Source organism: Legionella sp. 16cNR16C (assembly GCF_021297775.1).
Taxonomy (GTDB): domain Bacteria; phylum Pseudomonadota; class Gammaproteobacteria; order Legionellales; family Legionellaceae; genus Legionella_C; species Legionella_C quinlivanii_A.
In genome coordinates this window covers 489,027-507,395 of record NZ_JAJTMX010000002.1, presented here as the reverse complement: position 1 = coordinate 507,395, position 18,369 = coordinate 489,027, and the positions used below count along the sequence as shown (strand labels likewise).

Genomic DNA, 18,369 nt, shown 5'->3' with positions numbered 1-18,369 from the left:
GTCCTATAAAAAGGTATCAATATAAATTTGAGAGGAATTAATGCATATGAAAAGGATTTTGGTTTCTGCATTGTTAAGTTTATCATCGTTTTCCTTGAGTGCCGCCAGCACCGAAACACTCCATTTTGCCCATCAGAAAATTCAATCCACAGTGGATAACTATCTTGCCACAAGAGGGAAAGTTGAGCATTTAACCGGGATTGCTGTTGCCATATTTCTGCCGCAGAAAATGGGGTCTCAGGAAGGCACGATTCAGAGCTTTTATGCCGGCAATGAAGGACAGGCGCCATTTGATAAACCAGTTACTGCAAAAACCTTGTTTGAAATTGGGAGTATAACCAAATCGTTTATAGCCGCCCTGCTATTACAACTGGAGGGTGAGGGCAAGCTGTCCATTGAAGATCCCGTGGGTAAATGGTTACCGCAATATCCACAATGGAAGGATGTCAAAATAAAAGATCTATTGAATATGACCAGCGGTATCCCGAATTATAGTGCTAATGAACAATTCGATAAAATTATGGAAGAAAACATGACCCGCCAATGGTCAGATGCCGAATTGTTACAATATGCTGATCCCGCTAAACCGATTGCTCCGCGTTCCGAAACCCATTTTGATTACTCCAACAGCAATTATATCCTCGCGGGAATGATTGTGGAAAAAGTAAGCAATACGAAAATTGCAGATCAACTGCAAAAGCGTTTGTTAACGCCTTTATTATTAATGAACAGCTACTATCCTGCCGGAGAAAACGGCCAGGCGCTTTTGGAGAAATTAATACCGCAGATGGCGCATGGATACACTTATGATGAGAAAACAGAAAAATTAATTGATATCACCAAAAATAATTTATCCTGGGCGGGAGCTGCCGGTGCAATTGTATCCGATATAAGCGATGTAATTCACTGGGTGCAGGCGCTGTACAATGGCAAAATGTTTGGTGAAAATTATCGCCAGAAAGCCTTGAGAGAACTTAAGACAGTAGTTTCCATTCCTGGCGGCAAGGAGATTGCAAATATCGATGCCCAACAAAAAGATGGATTTGGCTTAGGCGTCGGATATTTTTATGAGCCAAAACTTGAAAACCGTTTCTGGGCTTACGAAGGCAGCACCCTCGGATATCGGGTGGCCTATATATGGAGTGAATGCAGTAATCTGACAGTGGCCGTCGCGCTAAATAGCAAAGCGGGTGAGGGCAATCCTTCTTCGCCGCAAGGGGATGGCATCAAAGATTTAAGTTTGCAAATCTATAAAAATATAATTGAGATGCATCCGGAGTTTAACTGTAAAAATCTATAAATGGACGCTCTTCGCTTAAATAATAACTTTTTAACATTTTGAGTTGACCCTCGCCAGGTACCGTGGCTTATGTTCGCGGTATCCTTTTCAGGAATCGCCAAGCGGAGAGCATGCATGCAAAATCCCTATTTTCACCTGCTTAAAACCGTCTGGGCGCATGGCCAGACCTGGCGCCGAGTTATTATCGGATATTACCTCGCCTATATTATTGCCCAGGCCTGTATGAGCTTAAGTCCTTATGCCTTTGGAAAAACCATTGATGTTTTGCAACATTTTGAGCCTGGGCGGTTACAAGAAGTCTTGTACTGGCTGATCATGGGAGTGCTGCTAGTGCCCTTGTTCTGGCTTTTTCATGGTCCGGCGCGGGTTGTAGAGAGACGGGTTGCGCTTCGGATACAGCAGGCGTTCCAGTTGCAAATTTATGAGAAGCTCACTGAATTACCTCTTAAATGGCATCAGGATCATCATTCAGGAAATATTATCACCAGATTAAATCGCGCCTCGACAGCCCTTAGACGCTTTGCAGAAGAACAATTTATTTATATTGAGACGATTATCAAGTTTCTGGTGTCTATAGCCTTCCTGTTCTGGCTCTCTTTACCGGTCGGAGTATTCAGTTTTCTTGCCTGTCTAACCGCAGCACTGATGGTGATCTTGTTTGATCGCAAACTAATTCCGCTTTATGAATCAGAAAATGAGGTGGAGAATCATGTGGGCGCTGGTCTTTTTGACTATATCAGTAATATTACGACTATTTTAACACTTCGACTGGCTCAGTTTACACGTAATAACCTCTCACAGCGTCTCATAGCCATCTGGCCATTTTTCAGGAAGGAATCGGTTGTCAACGAGTTGAAGTGGTTCATTATGGGCATGCTTCTGACCGTGGTTCAATCGATTATTCTGATTGTGTATATCGTTTATCATTTGCAAACCACTGATGGCATTTTGATTGGAACGGTGGTGATGATTTTTCGTTATCAGTGGGATCTGGCCGAAGTGTTTTATGCGCTGAGTATGCACTATAGCGACCTGGTTCGCATGGATACAGATGTAAAAAGTATTAAACCGATTATTCAGGATCTTGAAGCTCTGTCCCATCCGGTACCCGGAGAAGCCCTGGCTCAGCAATGGCATAGTTTATCGATTAAAAATTTAACATTTAATCATTCTGAGTCTAATAAAAAAATGCCTGCTCAACCTATCAGCATTGGTATTAAACGCGGCGATAAAATTGCATTAATCGGTTCAAGCGGTGCGGGAAAAAGTACGCTGCTCCATTTATTGTCAGGCTTATATCACCCGCAAACGGTTGAACTTCAGATCGACGGGGTCAATTTTCATTCCCTGGAGCCGCTTCACGCGATCACTACCCTAATCCCTCAGGAGCCGGAAATTTTTGAAAACACGATTGAATTTAATATAACGATGGATATTGAGACGAGTCGGGAAGTGATTGATAAAGCAATTGAGCTGGCCTGCTTCAAGCCTGTGCTTGAAAAACTGCCGAAAGGATTGTTAACCGATATACGCGAAAGAGGGCTAAATTTATCGGTAGGGCAGAAGCAAAGGCTGGCTTTGGCAAGAGGGCTATTTGCGGCGCGATTCAGTTCTCTCATTCTGATGGACGAGCCAACCTCAAGTGTCGATTTGCCCACTGAAAAGCAAATTCTTTCGGGTATTATCGAGACATACCGCGAAGCAACGCTTGTAGTCACTCTCCATCGTCTGCATCTGTTGCCGCAATTTGATCGCGTTATTTTGCTCGAGCAGGGGGAGATTATTGCCGATGGATGTACTGATGAATTGTTAAACAGCAGTGGTCCTGTGCAGAAGCTCTGGCAAAAATATCAGGCTAAAGCGAATTGAGATTGTATTTTTGACAGGAGCGGGTTAATTTTTGCATAAATTTAATTCAATATTCTATCAATTATTTCAGTCAAGCCGTTCTGAATTTGGTCTATACTATACGTTAAAATTGATTTGGGCGGGTATTTCTGGTAATCTGCACAGTCTTTAAATAACTGGGTATGGTGCCTGACTTTCAGGTTCAGGTGGCGATACCGTAATGAAAGTGAGTAGTGATATGAATGCCAAAGTGAGTAGTGATACAAATACTTCTATTCATCCCCAATACGAAATAGTTAAAGTTACCTGTAGCTGTGGTCACAGTTTTGAAACTCGTTCCACACTGTGCAAGCCTTTAAATATTGAAGTATGTGCTTATTGCCATCCTTTTTACACCGGTAAACAAAAACTGGTTGATACTGGAGGACGTGTTCAGAAATTCCTGGATCGTTATAAGAAACGTGAACAATAATTGGCTGAGAATATTTAAGAGAAACGTGGAGATTACAGGATCCATAAGGGGGCGCAACACTATGCGCCTTTTTTTTGCAGAATGACTGTTCTTTCTCTTGCTTTTTCTATATGATTTTTTCCGATTTCCCGAAAAGTGAGTGAGAATTTTGGATAAAGAGGTCTTAAAGCAACGCGCATTGGAATATCACGAATTTCCAACTCCTGGAAAACTTGGGGTTTATGTAACCAAGCCGACCAATTCTCAGGAGGATTTGTCCTTAGCATACACACCTGGAGTCGCAGAGCCGGTACTGGCGATCGCAGAAGATCCGGAAAATGCTTTCAGATATACAGCCAAAGGCAATTTAATTGCAGTTATGACCAACGGCACTGCTGTTTTGGGGTTGGGAGATGTAGGCGCATTAGCCAGCAAGCCCGTTATGGAAGGAAAAGCAGTCCTCTTCAAGCGTTTTGCTGATATCGATGTGTTTGATATTGAAATCGACGCAGAAAATCCACAGGCCTTTATTGCTACGGCCAAACGAATTGCGCCGACTTTTGGTGGTATTAATCTTGAAGATATCAAAGCCCCTGAGTGTTTTGAAATTGAACAAGCTTTAGTGGAACAATTATCCATTCCCGTATTTCATGACGATCAGCATGGCACTGCCATTGTAGTAGCGGCTGCTTTATTGAATGCCCTGGAACTTCAGAATAAGAAACTGGCAGACGCGCGTATTGTCTGTATTGGTGCAGGTGCTGCAGGTATTGCTTCCATGCGATTATTAGTTGCTTTAGGCGCTAATAAAGAAAATATGACGCTTTTAGATACAAAAGGCGTGATCCATACCGGGCGAGATGACTTAAATGCCTATAAGTTTGCCTTTGCCAGAACAACGGAAGCGAGAACCCTGGCGGACGCCCTGGTTGACGCAGACGTATTTATCGGTGTCGCAAAACCTGATTTACTAAGCGGTAATTTATTGAACCTGATGGCTCCGAAACCGGTCATCTTTGCTTTATCCAACCCAATTCCCGAGATTTTACCTGAAGTGGCGCATGCCATCCGCGATGATATCATCATTGCAACCGGCCGAAGTGATTACCCTAATCAGGTTAATAATGTCCTATGTTTCCCTTACATTTTTCGTGGTGCTCTCGATGTCAGAGCAACCTGTATTAATCAGGCCATGCAAGTGGCGGCAGTCGAAGCAATTCGGAAGCTGGTGCATGAACCTGTACCTCAAGTAGTGAAGGATAACTATCCCGGGCTTGATCAATGTTGGGAATTTGGTCCTCATTACATTATTCCCAAGCCTATCGATCCTCGCTTAAAAGAACAAGTGTCCACTGCTGTGGCGAAAGCAGCAATAGCAAGTGGCGTTAGTCAGATCAAAAAGCGTTAATCCATCTTTTTGAAATTTGTGCTTAACCGTCGTTAAGGAGCTCATTTTGAGTAGTAAAAATGATAAAAGGTATTTATTGAGTGCCTGGTTGATTTGTGGTCTTGGTGCTATTTATTATAGCTACGAGTATTTTTTAAGAATATCACCGAGTGTTATGGAACCTGCTTTGCGCGAACATTTTAATTTGTCCGCCAGCGGCTTTGGTTTGTTATCTGCGTTTTACTATTATGCCTATGTTCCATTACAGATTCCTGTCGGAGTGCTGCTGGATCGATACGGTCCACGACTGCTCATTACTATCGCTTGCTTTATATGCGTAATTGGTACCTTTATTTTCGCAGGAACCAATGTTTTCTGGGTAGCGGCAACAGGTCGCTTTCTGGTTGGTTTTGGTTCTGCATTTGCCTTTGTCGGCGTTTTAAAACTGGCGACTATCTGGTTGCCTGAAGATAAGCTGGCAATGGTATCCGGTATGGCCGCTGCTCTTGGGACGATTGGTGCCATGATTGGCGACAATCTTCTGGGTATTCTGGTTATTAAGATGGGCTGGAAGTATACCGTGCAATTGACCGCCTATGTGGGCATTGCGTTGATCTTTGTTCTATGGTTCGGTATCAAGGATAAAAGAAGTCACCAGCGCCGTAGCGGAACGGTTGATAACTTCCGTAAAAGCATGATTGACCTGGGTATTATTGCGCGCAATCGCCAAATCTGGATTAATGGTCTGTTTGGTTGCCTGGTTTATTTGCCTACCACCGTATTTGCTGAACTTTGGGGCATACCCTATTTGAAACACGCCCACGGGCTCACTCAGGAAGGGGCTGACTTCGCTAACTCCCTGCTGTTTTTAGGTTTCACAATCGGGGCGCCGATGATGGGGCTCATCTCTGATAAAATCAAACGCCGCAAGTTGCCGATGTTAGTGGGAGCAACAGGTGCTGCCATCGTTATGATGCTTGTGCTGTACTTCCCCGGCCTTAATGAGGGCAGCATCAGTGTTCTGATGTTTATGCTGGGTCTTTTATACAGCGCGCAATGTATTGTGTTTGCAGTAGGCCGTGAATTAAGCCCGACTGAAGCAGCGGGTACAGCGATGGCGATGACCAACATGATTGTTATGCTGGGTGCCATGTTCCTGCAGCCGCTGGTGGGCGAGCTATTGGATATGAGTTTCGCTTCACATGCGGGCGTAATCAATATCGACACCTTATCGCTTGATAAATTGCAGCAGCTTTATACAGCGGATGACTATCAGTTTGCGCTGTCAATTATTCCGCTTGGAATAATAATCGCAGCTATCCTGACTTTTTTCCTCAAAGAAACTTATGCGAATACAAATGATTGAATCTATTAGTAGAAGACAAGCCCTGTTGGGAATATTAATTTGTACTGTAGGAGCTTTCTTCTACTGCTATGAATTTGTGTTGAGAATTATACCAGGCGCATTGCAAAGCGAGCTTAGTGCTGCGTTTGGTCATATTTCAGCTACCACGTTTGGCCAATTATCTGCCTTTTACTATTTTGCCTATTCACCGATGCAACTTCCTGTAGGCATGCTGATGGATCGCTACGGTCCACGCAGACTGTTAACCTTCGCCTGCCTCTGCTGTACACTGGGCTCATGGATGTTTACAAACACCTCTTCCATGCTTATCGCGGGCAGCGGTCGTTTTCTGGTGGGATTTGGCTCCTCATTTGCCTTTGTGGGTGTCCTGTCTCTGGCTTTGCGATGGCTGCCCCGTCGTTATTTTTCACTGGTTGCCGGGTTAATCACTACTCTGGGCATGCTCGGATTAGTGTATGGCGAAGTGAAAATTACCGATATGGCAGTGTCCTTAGGTCTGATGCATGTATTGTGGATGATGATCATTATTGGCGCAGTACTTAGTGTAATTACTTTCCTGGTCGTGCGCGATGGTCCTCAGGGACATATCGCTAACAAGCAACCGTGGCCAGAGTTTTTCGCGAATGTCTGGCATGTTTTATCGTCTCCGCAAGTCTGGCTTATCGGCTTTGTAGGTGCTTGTCTTTATACCTCCCTGTCTGTCTTTGGCGAGTTATGGGGGAAAACCTACCTTGAACAGGCTCATCACCTCACGAAAGCGCAGGCGGCAAGAACCGTTTCAGCTATGTTTCTGGGATGGGCTGTCGGTGCGCCGATAGCCGGTTATTTCTCTGATATTAGTGGCAGAAGGGTGTTTCCTCTGGTGGCCGGTGCTATTTTAAGTCTTATTTGCATCAGCATCGTGCTGTATTATCCAGGCCTATCGTATACCACCTTAAATATTCTGCTCTTTCTCTATGGTGTATTCAGCGCGACAGAGATTATTGTATTTATTATGGGTAAGGAAAATAGCGGCGCCAAATTATCCGGCACTGTGTTTGCAGCAGTTAACATGATTGTCACTCTTGGCGGTGTGGTGTTTCAGCCTCTGGTTGGTAAATTACTGGATACTTTTGGTGATAGTCATGTGGTCGCAGGGGAGCATATCTACAGCATCGTGGATTATCAGCTTGCTCTTTCAGTTCTGCCGCTTTCATTGCTAATGGTGATGATTCTCGCTTTCTTCATGAAGGACTTTCGCTCAACTATTCAATAGGCGAAGCTGGCAACCAGAATTTTACTGGTTGCCATGCAAGAAAGCTCCTGGTCAATATTACAGCTTTTGGCGTTAGCTGGAATAACCGTTAAAAACCGCAATCAGTTCCTTAGCCATTTGCCTGTTTTCGGCATTACAGCTAATCATACGGGGAACTTCAAGGGTGATAATCTGGCCCTCTTTATAGTGATGACGAGTAAATTCCGTATCATGATTTGAAATAAGTACGGTAATTCCTTGTTCTGCGCTTTGCTTAGCCAGAATAGCCAGGTCAATCTGGTCCTGCTCATAAAATTTAGTCCTGGTGTAAGAGGAAAAATTGGAGCTTCTCGAAAGTGGAACATAGGGGGGATCACAATAAATGATGTCACCCGCTTTTGCCTGAGCAAAAGTACTTCTGAAATCTGCTAAAAGAAATTCAGCTTTCTGACTTTGCTGATAAAAATTCAGTAATTCTTTTCTGGGAAAATAGGGTTTTTTATAGCGTCCAAAGGGTACGTTATAAATACCGCTCTTGTTATAGCGGCACAAGCCATTATAGCCATGCCGATTGAGATATAAGAACAAAGCACCGCGTCTTTTGATGTCAGTACAGTGATTAAATTCATCACGATACTGATAATAGAGACTTTCCACATTGTTTTCCGCTGTAAACAATTCGGCACAATCGCTAATAAACCGATCGCCTTCATTCTGTACCATTTGATAAAGATGAACCAGGTCGGGATTATTTTCTGCTAAAAGGTAACTGTCATATACAGAGTTTATGAACACTGCCCCAGAACCCGTAAAGGGTTCTATTAAACGCCTGGCTGGTTTCAGATGAGTTAGTATATGGTTTAAGCAATGGTATTTATTGCCTGCCCATTTAAGAAAGGGACGATATTTAACCATAAGCTTTCAGATCGAATAAAGTATTCAAATCTCAGTCCAAAAGGCTGAAGTATCGCCTACCAAACTCTAAAACGCAATGGTCAGTAAAAAAATTGCAGTCAAAGCCACCAAGCTCAACATAGCATTGCCGCCAGGCACAATTTGCAGGCTGTCTGAGTTATCAATTCTGCGCGCACTCCAGGTCATTATTGCGGGCATAAGCAATAATAAGATAACACAGCAAACCCCGGCATAACCCAAGGCATGCAGGTAAATTCCTGGATTGATTAGCACTACGAAAAGGGGAGGCAGAAAAGTCAGCGCCAGAGTCCCTTTACCTTGAAGTCCGGATTTCTTTAAGGACAAGCCATCAGCCAGAAAATCAAATAACCCGATTGAGACTCCCAGGAATGCGGTAACCATACAAATGGAGGTGAAAAAGCCAAAAAAGCCGGTGATCCATTGGCTATGAACTGCACTACTCAGCGCATTAGTTAAGCCGCTAGTCGCATGTTCGGTTGTCATCAGACTTAATAAACCCTCATCACCGTCACGAGATACGACACCCATAATTACCGCATCCCATATAATGTAGCAAACCAGGGGAATTAGTGAACCGTATAAAATAACTCGTCTTAAAGAAGCAACATCTTCATTAAAATAGTCGCGCAGGCTGGGTACTATCGATGCGAAACCAAATGAGGTAATCAGAATCATAAGGCTACCCGTAATGGCTTTCACTGAGCCGCCGCTTAAACTGCTGGTATCCACATGCGGGCTGATAATAGCCACTAATAACAGATAAACCCCGAGTTTTCCGAACATCAATCCACGGTTCACATAATCAACCGCACGGATCCCTGCATAAACCACCAGACTGAATACTAAAGTAAAAATCAATGAAGTAATCCAACTGGGAAAAGCGATGCCCAGTCTTGCCAAAATGCCATTTAATACATCACTGCCCCCTGATATGTAGGCTGCCAGCAGCGTGTAAAGCAAGAATAAGTAGGTTATCCAGGCGATAATTTGCCCTGGCAAGCCCAGCGTTGACTTGGCCATAGATACCATATTGCTACCGGGAGGAAGCCGTAAATTGACTTCGAGAATTAGAAATGCCCCCACAGTCATAATCAGCCAGCAGAGTATTAGAAAAAAGATGGAATTGGTAAATCCAACTTCAGCGGTTGACACTGGGAGAGCCAGCATACCACCACCAATAGAAGTTCCTACAATAAGAAGAATTCCGCCGAGTAATTTTGAGTTGGTCACTAATTTATCCATATTGATCAAATTTCATTCAGAAATGTTAAATAACAATGGATGCAATGTCAATAGGATTATTCCATAAACAATGTGTTCTTTGCCATAACAAAAGAAAAAACTATCCATTGCGCTCTTGTTTGAAACTTATCGCCCAAGCCTGAGTCTTCCTTTAATGCCTTAGGCGTTAAGTTATGATTTTAGATTAATGACTGAGTAATTGCCAAATTGCATTTATCATTAAAATAACGGAAAAAATAATTACTAGCCACTGAGTGATTGCTCCTCCTGGGACAGTATAACGCCCTGCATAGCGCTTTCGACCATAAACCGTCATCAACGCGGGCAATAAAAGAAGCAGTATGACGCAAAAAATGCCGGCATAATTAAGAGCGCGTATATAGATACCTGGAGAGTAAATAACCAGGAGCAGCGGGGGCAGAAATGTCAGTATAAATAGCATTAGGCCGGCACGCCCTTTTTGCTCTACCTTAAATCCATCGGCCAGAAAGCTGATTAAACAGAGCGATACTCCCAGAAAGGCGGTTAGCATGCAGACAGATGTAAAAAAATTAAAAATGGAAGTGATTAACTGGCTATTGACGGTTCTGCTTAATATATCAGCCAGGGCGCTGGTTGTATGATCATCATGTAAAAGAGCGGCAAGGCCCTGATTATCCTCGGTGGGTACAGTTCCCATGATAATGGCATCCCAGGCCAGGTAACAAAACAGAGGAATACAGGAACCGATTAGAATGACTTTGCGTAGCGTCTTTAAATCATCATTAAAATAATCCCGCAGATTAGGAATGATAATCGCATATCCGAATGAGGTAATCAGAATCATCACCGTACCAGTGATGAACCGGTAATCTCCCGATACCAGATGCGCAGGTTTGACGTGAGGGGCGATGAGTAAGACCAAAAGGCAGTAAGCCCCCAATTTACCAAACATTAGCAGACGATTGAAGAGGTCCACTTTTTTGATGCCGCCATATACGATCATGCCAAAGATGAAAGTAAATAAGACAATGGCCTGCCATTCGTGCAGATGAATGTTAATAAAGCTGAGCAGGCTTGAAAATACATCTGCTCCGCCTGAAATGTAGCCGGCAAGCAAGGAATATAATAGAAAAAGATAGCTAAGCCAGGCAACTAAAAGTCCGGGAATCCCCAAAGTGGCCTCAGCCATAGAAACCATGTGTTTGCCTGGTGGAAGATAAAGATTCGCCTCAAGAATAAACAGAGCGCCAAGCGTCATTAAAGCCCAGCAGAACAGTAGAAAAAGAGAAGACTGCCAGAATCCGGTTGCAGCATTCGCTACCGGTAAGGCCAGCATTCCGCCGCCTATTGATGTTCCTACAATAAGTAATATACCGCCAATAAATCTTGAGTTCATCATAATCAATCCATCAGAAACACTCCATGTCAGTTATTTGGTTGCTGCAGCAGCAGGTTGGCTCAGCGCAGAGCAATTAAACCATTGAATTTCCAGGCGACGGTTCTGGGCGCTGCCATGAATAATCTTATTATCTGAAACCGCATGTTTATCGCCATAGCCCTCTGCATTTAACTGCTGCGCCGGGATGCCATTCGCCCACAGGAACGTTAACATCGCTTCGGCACGTGCCTGGGATAAATTGTTTTTATGCTCTCGTGAGCCAATATCATCTGTGAATCCCGCCACATAAATTGAGCAATTAACATGGCACCGAAGCAGTTTAACGATATTTACCAATCCTTCATAACACAAATCATTCAGTTTGGGCGAGTTAAACATAAAATAGCGATCAGTGGGAACGACTAAAGTCATCGTGTCCCCATACTGGATGTATTGAATATCTTCTCTTTCCAGAGCTTTCAGCAGCGAGCGTCGACTGTCTTTATAAATACTGTAGGATATGCCGGCGGCAGCGCCAATCCCTGTTCCAGTTAAGGTTGAACCAGCAACGGCTCCTGCGACAGTTCCAAACCCGCCAATCGTAGCGGTATCTTTGTACATTCGATTATAAGGCTTAAAATTGTTATAGGGAGGCTGATAACAGCTGCTTAAACCAAAAGCCAGCAGACCTGCAAAAACCAAACGCCGGGCATTTCGCATTAAAGGCATTCCTAATCCTGAACAGAACAATTTTTCCATTATTAAGGATCCCTTGCAATTTCGCAACGAGCAGAAGTGCTTTCCTTGAGAAATAAGGAAAAATTTTTTGATTAAACTACGCAGAAGCAAGGAGTTTGGGTATAGTTATCCTTTCATTAATTAAAAAAGTCGAACAATGACTGAAAAAAAAGTAACGTTTTCTACTGCACTCGCTGCCCTAGGCATCGTGTATGGCGATATTGGAACTAGTCCATTGTATGCAATCAAGGAAACATTGGGTGATCTGCCAATCAATCGAGTTGATGTGCTTGGCGTTTTATCGCTTATTTTTTGGTCGCTGATTATTATTATCTCAATTAAATATTTAATTGTTATTTTCCGGGCGGATAATGAAGGCGAGGGGGGAGGCCTGGCATTACTTGCCTTGCTTAAACAGCAACAGAGCAAGCATCGGCACTGGTTTTACCTCATTGCGATTTTTACAGCGGGTTTATTGATTGGGGATGGCATGCTAACCCCGGCAATTTCCGTAACCAGTGCGATGGAAGGCCTTGAGCTATTGTCGCCCAAATTCGACAGCTATATTACCTTATTATCATCCACTATTCTGATTTGTTTGTTTCTAATGCAATCCAAAGGAACCGGGCGCATCGGTGCTGCCTTTGGTCCTCTGATCTTACTATGGTTCATAACGATTGGCGTATTAGGTTTAGTGCAGATTTTTAAATACCCGCAAGTGCTTCAGGCAGTACATCCTTACTATGCCTATGAGTTCTTTTATGAAAACGGTTGGCGAGCGTATTTGCTATTGGGTGGGGTTTTCCTGGCGGTAACCGGTGGAGAAGCTCTGTATGCAGACATTGGCCATTTTGGTAAAAATCCAATTCGCTATAGCTGGTTTTTTGTAGCGCTTCCAGGCTTATTACTCAACTATTTTGGCCAGGGCGCCAATCTGCTCCTGCATCCTGAAGCAATAGAAAATCCCTTTTATCTGCTGGCTCCTTCCTGGTTTTTCCTGCCCTTGTTGATTATTTCCACGCTGGCTACAGTTATCGCATCCCAGGCAGTCATATCGGCTACTTTTTCATTAACCAAACAGGCAGTTCTACTGGGTTTGTATCCCAAACTGCCGATTGTGCAGACTTCATCGGAACATCAGGGGCAGATTTACATTCCACAAATGAATTTCTTTCTGCTAATCGGTACGATGGCCTTGCTGTTTTTCTTCAGGAGCACCGATGGACTGGCCAATGCGTATGGGATCGCGGTCAATCTGGATATGTTATTAGTAACAACAATGGTGGTTTATGCGGCTCGTACTGTCTGGAAGTGGTCAATCTTGCGCATTGTCCTGGTTTTCACCGCGTTTTTAATTATTGATCTAGCATTTCTGGGAGCAAATTCACATAAGTTTCTTACCGGAGGCTGGGCGCCTGTATTTTTTGCCTTATTGGTTGCCATTGTCATGTACACCTGGAGTACAGGTCTTAAGCATCTGAAAGAACACTATTACATGCAAAAAGGCGATTTGCTAAAGATAATCAAGCAGTTACATTATAAAAGTTTAAATCATCTTCCGGGTGTTACTGCAATTTTTCTTACCGACATTTATGATCGCAGCGGCGGCAGCTTTTTACATTTTCTTAAACTAAGTCTTGCAGTTCCTGAGAATATTCTGATTGTGAATTATCAGGTGGAAAATAAGCCCAGAGTTCACTACAGCAAACGTTTTGAGCTGACCCAGCTTGATGAAAAAATCTGTCAGCTGACCCTGCATTATGGATTTATGGACAATATTTCCATTCCTCATGCCCTGTCAGCCCTTAATGAAAAAAAACTGCTGCCTTATGAGCTGAATGTCGATTCTGCAACTTATCTGGTTGAGATCCCAAATGTGATGGCATCCAAGCGAATCAAAACGCTGACCTTCTACTGGCAGGAGAAATTGTTTGCATTTCTGATGCGAAACTACTCGGCTAACCTGAATATCGAGTTCTATAATTTACCCTACAACCGTACGATTGCTATCGGAACTTACTTTTTCATATAGGCTCGTCTGCTATTTTGTCGAGCACTGTGCATTCAAGGGCTTCTGGGGTAAAACAATCTGTACGTTAATCCCTTTAATAGTTGGGCTCGGCAAGGCTTCTTTAAGATAATCCATTAATGGCACATCAACTACCTTTCCAAAATTGGAGGATGCTTGTCGGAAAATTAACTGATCACCTTTCCAGAAGGCGAATCCGAGATGGGAAACGTTTAAATGGGTGCCAATAGCCTGTGTCAAATCCCAGTTCGGTCGAACAATTTCGATAATCGCTGCATCAGGAATCTGCTTGAAAAGATGAAGGTTGGGGACGCCCTTGGCATCAAATAAAGCAGTTAGAGGCAGATAATCAATCTGTTCTTTGGCCACAGCCAGCTTGCTGCCCCGCTGTTTAAGTCTGCTTAAGCGTTTCTCGGTTTCTTTAGCGTCGGGAGAGTTTAAACGAATGGATTTACTGCTTAAGTGCTGATACCAGGAGGGCTTATCTACTATAGCTTCAGCTACTTTGTACACTGGCTGATTGTTTTTATCAGTAAAATTGCGCGTGATGTCTTTTACATACCCCTGCTGCTGATTATTGGTATTCCAGTCCAGGGCGGTGAAATGATTTCGATTAATAAAACCAATTTTACCATTCTGATATCTTAATTTTTGCAGGCAGACTTTATACTCCGAAGGGTTATTTGCAAGTGCGAGAGCCAAAACCGAAGTCACGAAAGTTTCGCAATCAAAACCATCGAAACGGTAGAGTGTCATCTGATCAAAATAAGCGTTATCTCCCTCCCCCAGCGAACCGAGAATATAGGGTTTTCCTACAAAAGAGCTGCTTAGTTTATCCAAACGGGCCTGCATGTTTAATTTAGAGATGTCAGGGATAGTGTGATATAGTTTCTCAATGCTTAGGTCTAACTCTTTACGGGGAAGATCATTTATAGCAAAGACATTAAAGGTCAGCGTTAAACAGCTGGATAAAAGCATCAATTTTTTTAAAGAAGCCATAGTTCGCTTGAAGTAATGTAAGTGTAGCAGGCAAACAGTTTGAGGGAAATTTATGCTAAATGCAATATGGCTCGGAATGATCCTGCTTTCAGTATGCGTTGCCGTGATTCAAGGGCGAGTGGATCAACTGGTCAATGCGGTGACAGACTCCGCCAAGCTGGGTTTTGAAATTGCGATAGGTTTAACCGGTATTATGGCCTTATGGCTTGGGATAATGAATATCGCCACCGAGTCTGGTCTGGTTAATCGTTTTGCTAGGTTATTGAAGCCTGTCATGAAACCTGTATTTCCGGAAGTCCCGGTGGATGATCCGGCGATGGGCGCTATGGTGATGAATATTGCCGCCAACATGCTGGGCCTTGGCAACGCCGCAACTCCTTTTGGATTAAAGGCGATGAAAGAATTACAGCGTTTAAATGAGCATGCACAGGAAGCCAGTAATGCGATGTGTACTTTTCTGGCGATTAACACTTCCAGTGTTCAGTTAATTCCGGCAACTGCAATCGCCTTTCTGGCTGCTAATGGTGCTTTGCATCCCAGCTCTGTCATCGTCAGCTCGCTCTTGGCTACTACTTGTTCAACGATAGTGGGTATTTTAGCTGTCAAACAGCTTGCCAAACTTCCGGTTTACCGAATAAATAAATTAAGTGTTTCTCATGAGTGATTTTGCTAATCAACTATCCAATTGGATGCTTCTTGCTTTTGTGGTGGGAATACCGGCTTACGCTGCTCTGCGAAAAGTCGACGTTTTTGAAGCATTTATCAATGGGGCAAAGCAGGGCTTTGAAACCAGTGTCAGCATTATTCCTTATTTAATCGCGATGATGGTCGCAATTGGCATGCTTCGAGCCTCTGGCTTCTTTGAATTGCTAAGCAGCCTGTTGTCGCCTCTACTTTCCAAGCTGGGTATGCCTTCCGATTTATTACCCCTGGCATTAATTCGCCCATTTTCCGGCAGCGCATCAACAGGTTTAATGGCGGAACTGATCCATGATCACGGCGGCAATTCATTCATCGCCAAAACTGCTGCAACTATGATGGGTAGTACGGAAACTACATTCTACGTGATTGCAGTGTATTTTGGAGCGGTAGGAATTAAAAGAACAAGGCATGCTATCCCCGCTGGCTTACTTGCCGATTTGGCCGGAATCATCGCTAGTATTGCTGTTTGCCGTTATCTATTTGCATAATGATGTTTGTATTGGATATTCGTTTGCCTCTTTTGCCAATTTCACAAACGCGAAATTGGCTGAATAGAAATAGTAGAAGAAAAGTGCTTTTCTGTATCCTTAATCAGAGTTCGAATCACTGTTCCCGATCGATGGCCAAACTGCAAAGCATGATCACCACGTGAAAAAAAACGCACCGGCTTATGATGTGAATTAGGCAGTGATTCGAATTCACTGTAATTCACAGAAGCATCCTTTTTGCCAGAATAGATATGCCAGTGACTATGTCCAGATGAATCCTTCTGATATAAATGCTTTAAAGCGCGGGCTGCTTTGAGCATTAAATTTAAAAGACCAAATAGAGAGGGGCCGTTGCCGCCAAAACGTGGGGAAGGCCCAGTAGTTTGAGCAGAATATACATCGGGATGCATATTTCGGTAGAACAGTTTAAGCGGACTTGCCATTTTATGAAATCCGCTCATGACAGCTGGCGCAAGTAAGGAAACGCATTTCACGGCTTTTCCATTCTCATTAGTGAGATTATTAATGAAAGCATTCTCTACGGTTAAAATCGCGCCTCCCATACTGTGTCCCACCAATGCCAGTTCTGCCTGTGGATTTTGAGCATTGATGTGACTTAGAAATTTGCGAAAATCAATTCGCAATAAATCAGTAGAAATATTTCTTTTCTCTCTTTGGGCATCATTACCATGACCTCGATGATCATAAGCTATTACTTTAAAGCCATTTTTTACAGCTTCTCGTGCCAATTTATCCGCTGAATTCACACTATCATGCCATCCATGCAGAAACACCATGATTTTTTCAGGAGTCGATGGAAGGTCAGGCTCCCATATACGGGTAATAAATGTTTTGGATGGGTTGGATTGAAAGAGCTGCAGCGACTGTCTGAGATACTGTTTTAAATAACTATTAAAAGGATGGGTAAGCTCATTTAGAAACTCCTCGATTGTCTCAATCTTTTTCAAGTCGTTTTGCTCTCCATCCAGTATTATCCTTAGTTTTTCAATATCATGCTGTCTATATTCGGATATATTGCCTTGTTTCTCACTGATATATTTATCAATAGCAAAATGAACAAAATCATTTAGAGAAGAACCCAATGAAATGTTTCCATCTTTTGCCCCTTCAGGTGTCTCATGTTTCGCGGAGTGTGGTTGTGGTGAATAACCGAATGTATTGAATGATCGCTGAAGTTCTTTATTAATCTTAAGGATTTCTTCTACTATCAATTCTTCCAGTACGCTTTTGTCGGTAATACCGGTGTAGTAAGAATCGCTGCTAAAGTAATCCTCCAGTTCTGATAGTAAATCGTCAGGGTTGGCAGCAGCATTCACTGTTTTGCTAATGTAGGCAATGTCAGTTGCTCTATGAGGAGAAGCCGCTCGTCTTGGGTATTCCGTTTTATAGCGATGAAGAGCTGCTATTATTGTATCCTTTAAGACGGGTAATCCGTCTGTGTTGTCACTTTCCGACATCTTATGCCCAATCTGATGGTGAGTTAAAATTATACATCGTGGATGAGGTCGAGGCAATCTTTCGTTATTGTAAAAGACCTGTCCTGAGTCGATTGACTTAATTTGTGAGGGGGAAAGGCAAGATTAAAGCGGGCAAAGGGTCGTCTGGTATCGTTCATAGTACGCAAACGACCATTTAGTAGAGAAGATACTCAGTTATTAGTATCAGTTCTCTGGTTTAGAATAGGGCAGAACCAACACCGTTGTTCCTACATCGATAAAGTTCTGATTCAGCCATTTGGCCGCTCCTGGCAAAACGCGTATACAGCCGTGGCTGGAGTTGCGGCGTGGTACTTCATAGGCTGCATGAATGGCATAGCCGTCATGGAAGTGCATGCAATAGGGCATTTTAGCGCCACCTTCTTTGCCGCCTGGAGTTTTGGCAATTGGGAATTCACTGGATTTGCAGTCAGCGCCCTTCTTATTAAATACCTGGAATGTGCCTACTACGGTTCGGCATGATTCATCAATATCCTGGCAAAAATCCATACCGCCGGACGCGCTGCCAGTCATCACCCGATTTCCCTGTGCATCATAAGCTGCCCAGGCATAGGCTTTGGGATCAAACACAAACAGCTTTTTACCGTTCGTATTCCAGGTCATTGGAAAAGCATTCTGGCCGCGGGTATCGTCCTGGTAGGGAGTAGTGTAATGAGGATATCCGGCATCATCGGTTATCACATCAGGTTTGTCGAATGTATCGCATGAAGTCAATAATCCTAAAGCCAGTGGGGCCGCCAACAACATTTTTTTCATTCGTTTGTCCTTAAAT

General features: G+C 43.4%; 16 protein-coding genes. 9 read left to right on the top strand and 7 right to left on the bottom strand.

The features are described 5' to 3' along the window. Positions 1-46: 46 nt before the first annotated feature. The 6 genes from LXA66_RS06245 (at position 47) to LXA66_RS06220 (ending at position 7,607) form a co-directional block, all read left to right on the top strand. Positions 47-1,300, top strand: coding sequence for a serine hydrolase (locus tag LXA66_RS06245; protein WP_233012424.1), 1,254 nt, complete (start codon positions 47-49; stop codon positions 1,298-1,300). Between the two features lie 114 nt (positions 1,301-1,414). Continuing rightward, complete coding sequence (locus LXA66_RS06240; RefSeq protein WP_233012423.1) at positions 1,415-3,169, top strand: ABC transporter ATP-binding protein; 1,755 nt, start codon at positions 1,415-1,417, stop codon at positions 3,167-3,169. 199 nt (positions 3,170-3,368) lie between these two features. Next, positions 3,369-3,620: a 50S ribosomal protein L31 gene (gene rpmE, locus LXA66_RS06235; protein WP_370637194.1), complete on the top strand. Its 252-nt coding sequence runs from the start codon at positions 3,369-3,371 to the stop codon at positions 3,618-3,620. A gap of 148 nt (positions 3,621-3,768) precedes the next feature. Then, positions 3,769-5,007 carry a malic enzyme-like NAD(P)-binding protein gene (locus LXA66_RS06230; RefSeq protein ID WP_058506339.1) on the top strand — a complete coding sequence of 413 codons (1,239 nt, stop codon included), beginning with the start codon at positions 3,769-3,771 and terminating at the stop codon, positions 5,005-5,007. Positions 5,008-5,053: 46 nt separating this feature from the next. Next, complete coding sequence (locus LXA66_RS06225) at positions 5,054-6,352, top strand: MFS transporter (RefSeq protein ID WP_233012422.1); 1,299 nt, start codon at positions 5,054-5,056, stop codon at positions 6,350-6,352. After that, entirely contained in the window at positions 6,345-7,607 is a 1,263-nt protein-coding gene (locus LXA66_RS06220) for an MFS transporter (RefSeq protein ID WP_233012421.1), read from the top strand. The genes LXA66_RS06225 and LXA66_RS06220 overlap by 8 nt, the downstream gene beginning before the upstream one ends. Positions 7,608-7,679: 72 nt before the next feature. On the opposite strand, the gene LXA66_RS06215 is transcribed toward LXA66_RS06220, so the two are convergent. The 4 genes from LXA66_RS06215 to cmpA all read right to left on the bottom strand — a co-directional run bounded on the left by LXA66_RS06215 (position 7,680) and on the right by cmpA (position 11,883). Beyond that, a complete protein-coding gene (locus tag LXA66_RS06215; RefSeq protein WP_233012420.1) occupies positions 7,680-8,501 on the bottom strand; it encodes a Dam family site-specific DNA-(adenine-N6)-methyltransferase in 822 nt (273 codons plus the stop codon). A 66-nt stretch (positions 8,502-8,567) separates the two neighbouring features. Next, on the bottom strand, positions 8,568-9,752 hold the full coding sequence (locus LXA66_RS06210) for an aromatic amino acid transport family protein (protein ID WP_233012419.1): 1,185 nt from the start codon (positions 9,750-9,752) through the stop codon (positions 8,568-8,570). Between the two features lie 196 nt (positions 9,753-9,948). Next, positions 9,949-11,142 (bottom strand): amino acid permease, encoded by a 1,194-nt coding sequence (locus tag LXA66_RS06205; RefSeq protein WP_233013023.1) that lies wholly within the window; start codon positions 11,140-11,142, stop codon positions 9,949-9,951. A gap of 33 nt (positions 11,143-11,175) precedes the next feature. Then, positions 11,176-11,883 carry a C-OmpA-like family protein CmpA gene (gene cmpA, locus LXA66_RS06200; protein ID WP_233012418.1) on the bottom strand — a complete coding sequence of 236 codons (708 nt, stop codon included), beginning with the start codon at positions 11,881-11,883 and terminating at the stop codon, positions 11,176-11,178. 136 nt (positions 11,884-12,019) lie between these two features. Between cmpA and LXA66_RS06195 the strand changes: the two genes are divergently transcribed. Then, a complete protein-coding gene (locus tag LXA66_RS06195; protein ID WP_233012417.1) occupies positions 12,020-13,894 on the top strand; it encodes a potassium transporter Kup in 1,875 nt (624 codons plus the stop codon). A 9-nt stretch (positions 13,895-13,903) separates the two neighbouring features. Here the strand turns inward: LXA66_RS06195 and LXA66_RS06190 are convergent, their stop codons facing one another. Then, positions 13,904-14,890 (bottom strand): N-acetylmuramoyl-L-alanine amidase-like domain-containing protein, encoded by a 987-nt coding sequence (locus LXA66_RS06190; protein WP_233012416.1) that lies wholly within the window; start codon positions 14,888-14,890, stop codon positions 13,904-13,906. A 52-nt stretch (positions 14,891-14,942) separates the two neighbouring features. Between LXA66_RS06190 and LXA66_RS06185 the strand changes: the two genes are divergently transcribed. Together LXA66_RS06185 and LXA66_RS06180 are read left to right on the top strand one after the other, a co-directional pair. After that, positions 14,943-15,554, top strand: a complete 612-nt coding sequence (locus tag LXA66_RS06185; protein ID WP_233012415.1) for a nucleoside recognition domain-containing protein — start codon at positions 14,943-14,945, stop codon at positions 15,552-15,554. Further along, positions 15,547-16,080: a spore maturation protein gene (locus LXA66_RS06180; RefSeq protein WP_233012414.1), complete on the top strand. Its 534-nt coding sequence runs from the start codon at positions 15,547-15,549 to the stop codon at positions 16,078-16,080. The genes LXA66_RS06185 and LXA66_RS06180 overlap by 8 nt, the downstream gene beginning before the upstream one ends. Positions 16,081-16,121: 41 nt before the next feature. On the opposite strand, the gene LXA66_RS06175 is transcribed toward LXA66_RS06180, so the two are convergent. Both LXA66_RS06175 and LXA66_RS06170 read right to left on the bottom strand, forming a co-directional pair. Continuing rightward, positions 16,122-17,558, bottom strand: a complete 1,437-nt coding sequence (locus tag LXA66_RS06175) for an alpha/beta hydrolase (RefSeq protein ID WP_233012413.1) — start codon at positions 17,556-17,558, stop codon at positions 16,122-16,124. Positions 17,559-17,762: 204 nt separating this feature from the next. Then, positions 17,763-18,353: a L,D-transpeptidase gene (locus tag LXA66_RS06170; protein ID WP_112220510.1), complete on the bottom strand. Its 591-nt coding sequence runs from the start codon at positions 18,351-18,353 to the stop codon at positions 17,763-17,765. Between the last annotated feature and the right edge of the window lie 16 nt (positions 18,354-18,369).

Bases quoted from the DNA above. Each gene is read 5' to 3' on its own strand.
- LXA66_RS06245 (WP_233012424.1), top strand. From the start codon at position 47: ATGAAAAGGATTTTGGTTTCTGCATTGTTAAGTTTATCATCGTTTTCC.
- LXA66_RS06240 (WP_233012423.1), top strand. From the start codon at position 1,415: ATGCAAAATCCCTATTTTCACCTGCTTAAAACCGTCTGGGCGCATGGC.
- rpmE (WP_370637194.1), top strand. From the start codon at position 3,369: ATGAAAGTGAGTAGTGATATGAATGCCAAAGTGAGTAGTGATACAAAT.
- LXA66_RS06220 (WP_233012421.1), top strand. From the start codon at position 6,345: ATGATTGAATCTATTAGTAGAAGACAAGCCCTGTTGGGAATATTAATT.
- LXA66_RS06215 (WP_233012420.1), bottom strand. From the start codon at position 8,501: ATGGTTAAATATCGTCCCTTTCTTAAATGGGCAGGCAATAAATACCAT.
- LXA66_RS06205 (WP_233013023.1), bottom strand. From the start codon at position 11,142: ATGAACTCAAGATTTATTGGCGGTATATTACTTATTGTAGGAACATCA.
- cmpA (WP_233012418.1), bottom strand. From the start codon at position 11,883: ATGGAAAAATTGTTCTGTTCAGGATTAGGAATGCCTTTAATGCGAAAT.
- LXA66_RS06195 (WP_233012417.1), top strand. From the start codon at position 12,020: ATGACTGAAAAAAAAGTAACGTTTTCTACTGCACTCGCTGCCCTAGGC.
- LXA66_RS06190 (WP_233012416.1), bottom strand. From the start codon at position 14,890: ATGGCTTCTTTAAAAAAATTGATGCTTTTATCCAGCTGTTTAACGCTG.
- LXA66_RS06185 (WP_233012415.1), top strand. From the start codon at position 14,943: ATGCTAAATGCAATATGGCTCGGAATGATCCTGCTTTCAGTATGCGTT.
- LXA66_RS06180 (WP_233012414.1), top strand. From the start codon at position 15,547: ATGAGTGATTTTGCTAATCAACTATCCAATTGGATGCTTCTTGCTTTT.
- LXA66_RS06175 (WP_233012413.1), bottom strand. From the start codon at position 17,558: ATGTCGGAAAGTGACAACACAGACGGATTACCCGTCTTAAAGGATACA.
- LXA66_RS06170 (WP_112220510.1), bottom strand. From the start codon at position 18,353: ATGAAAAAAATGTTGTTGGCGGCCCCACTGGCTTTAGGATTATTGACT.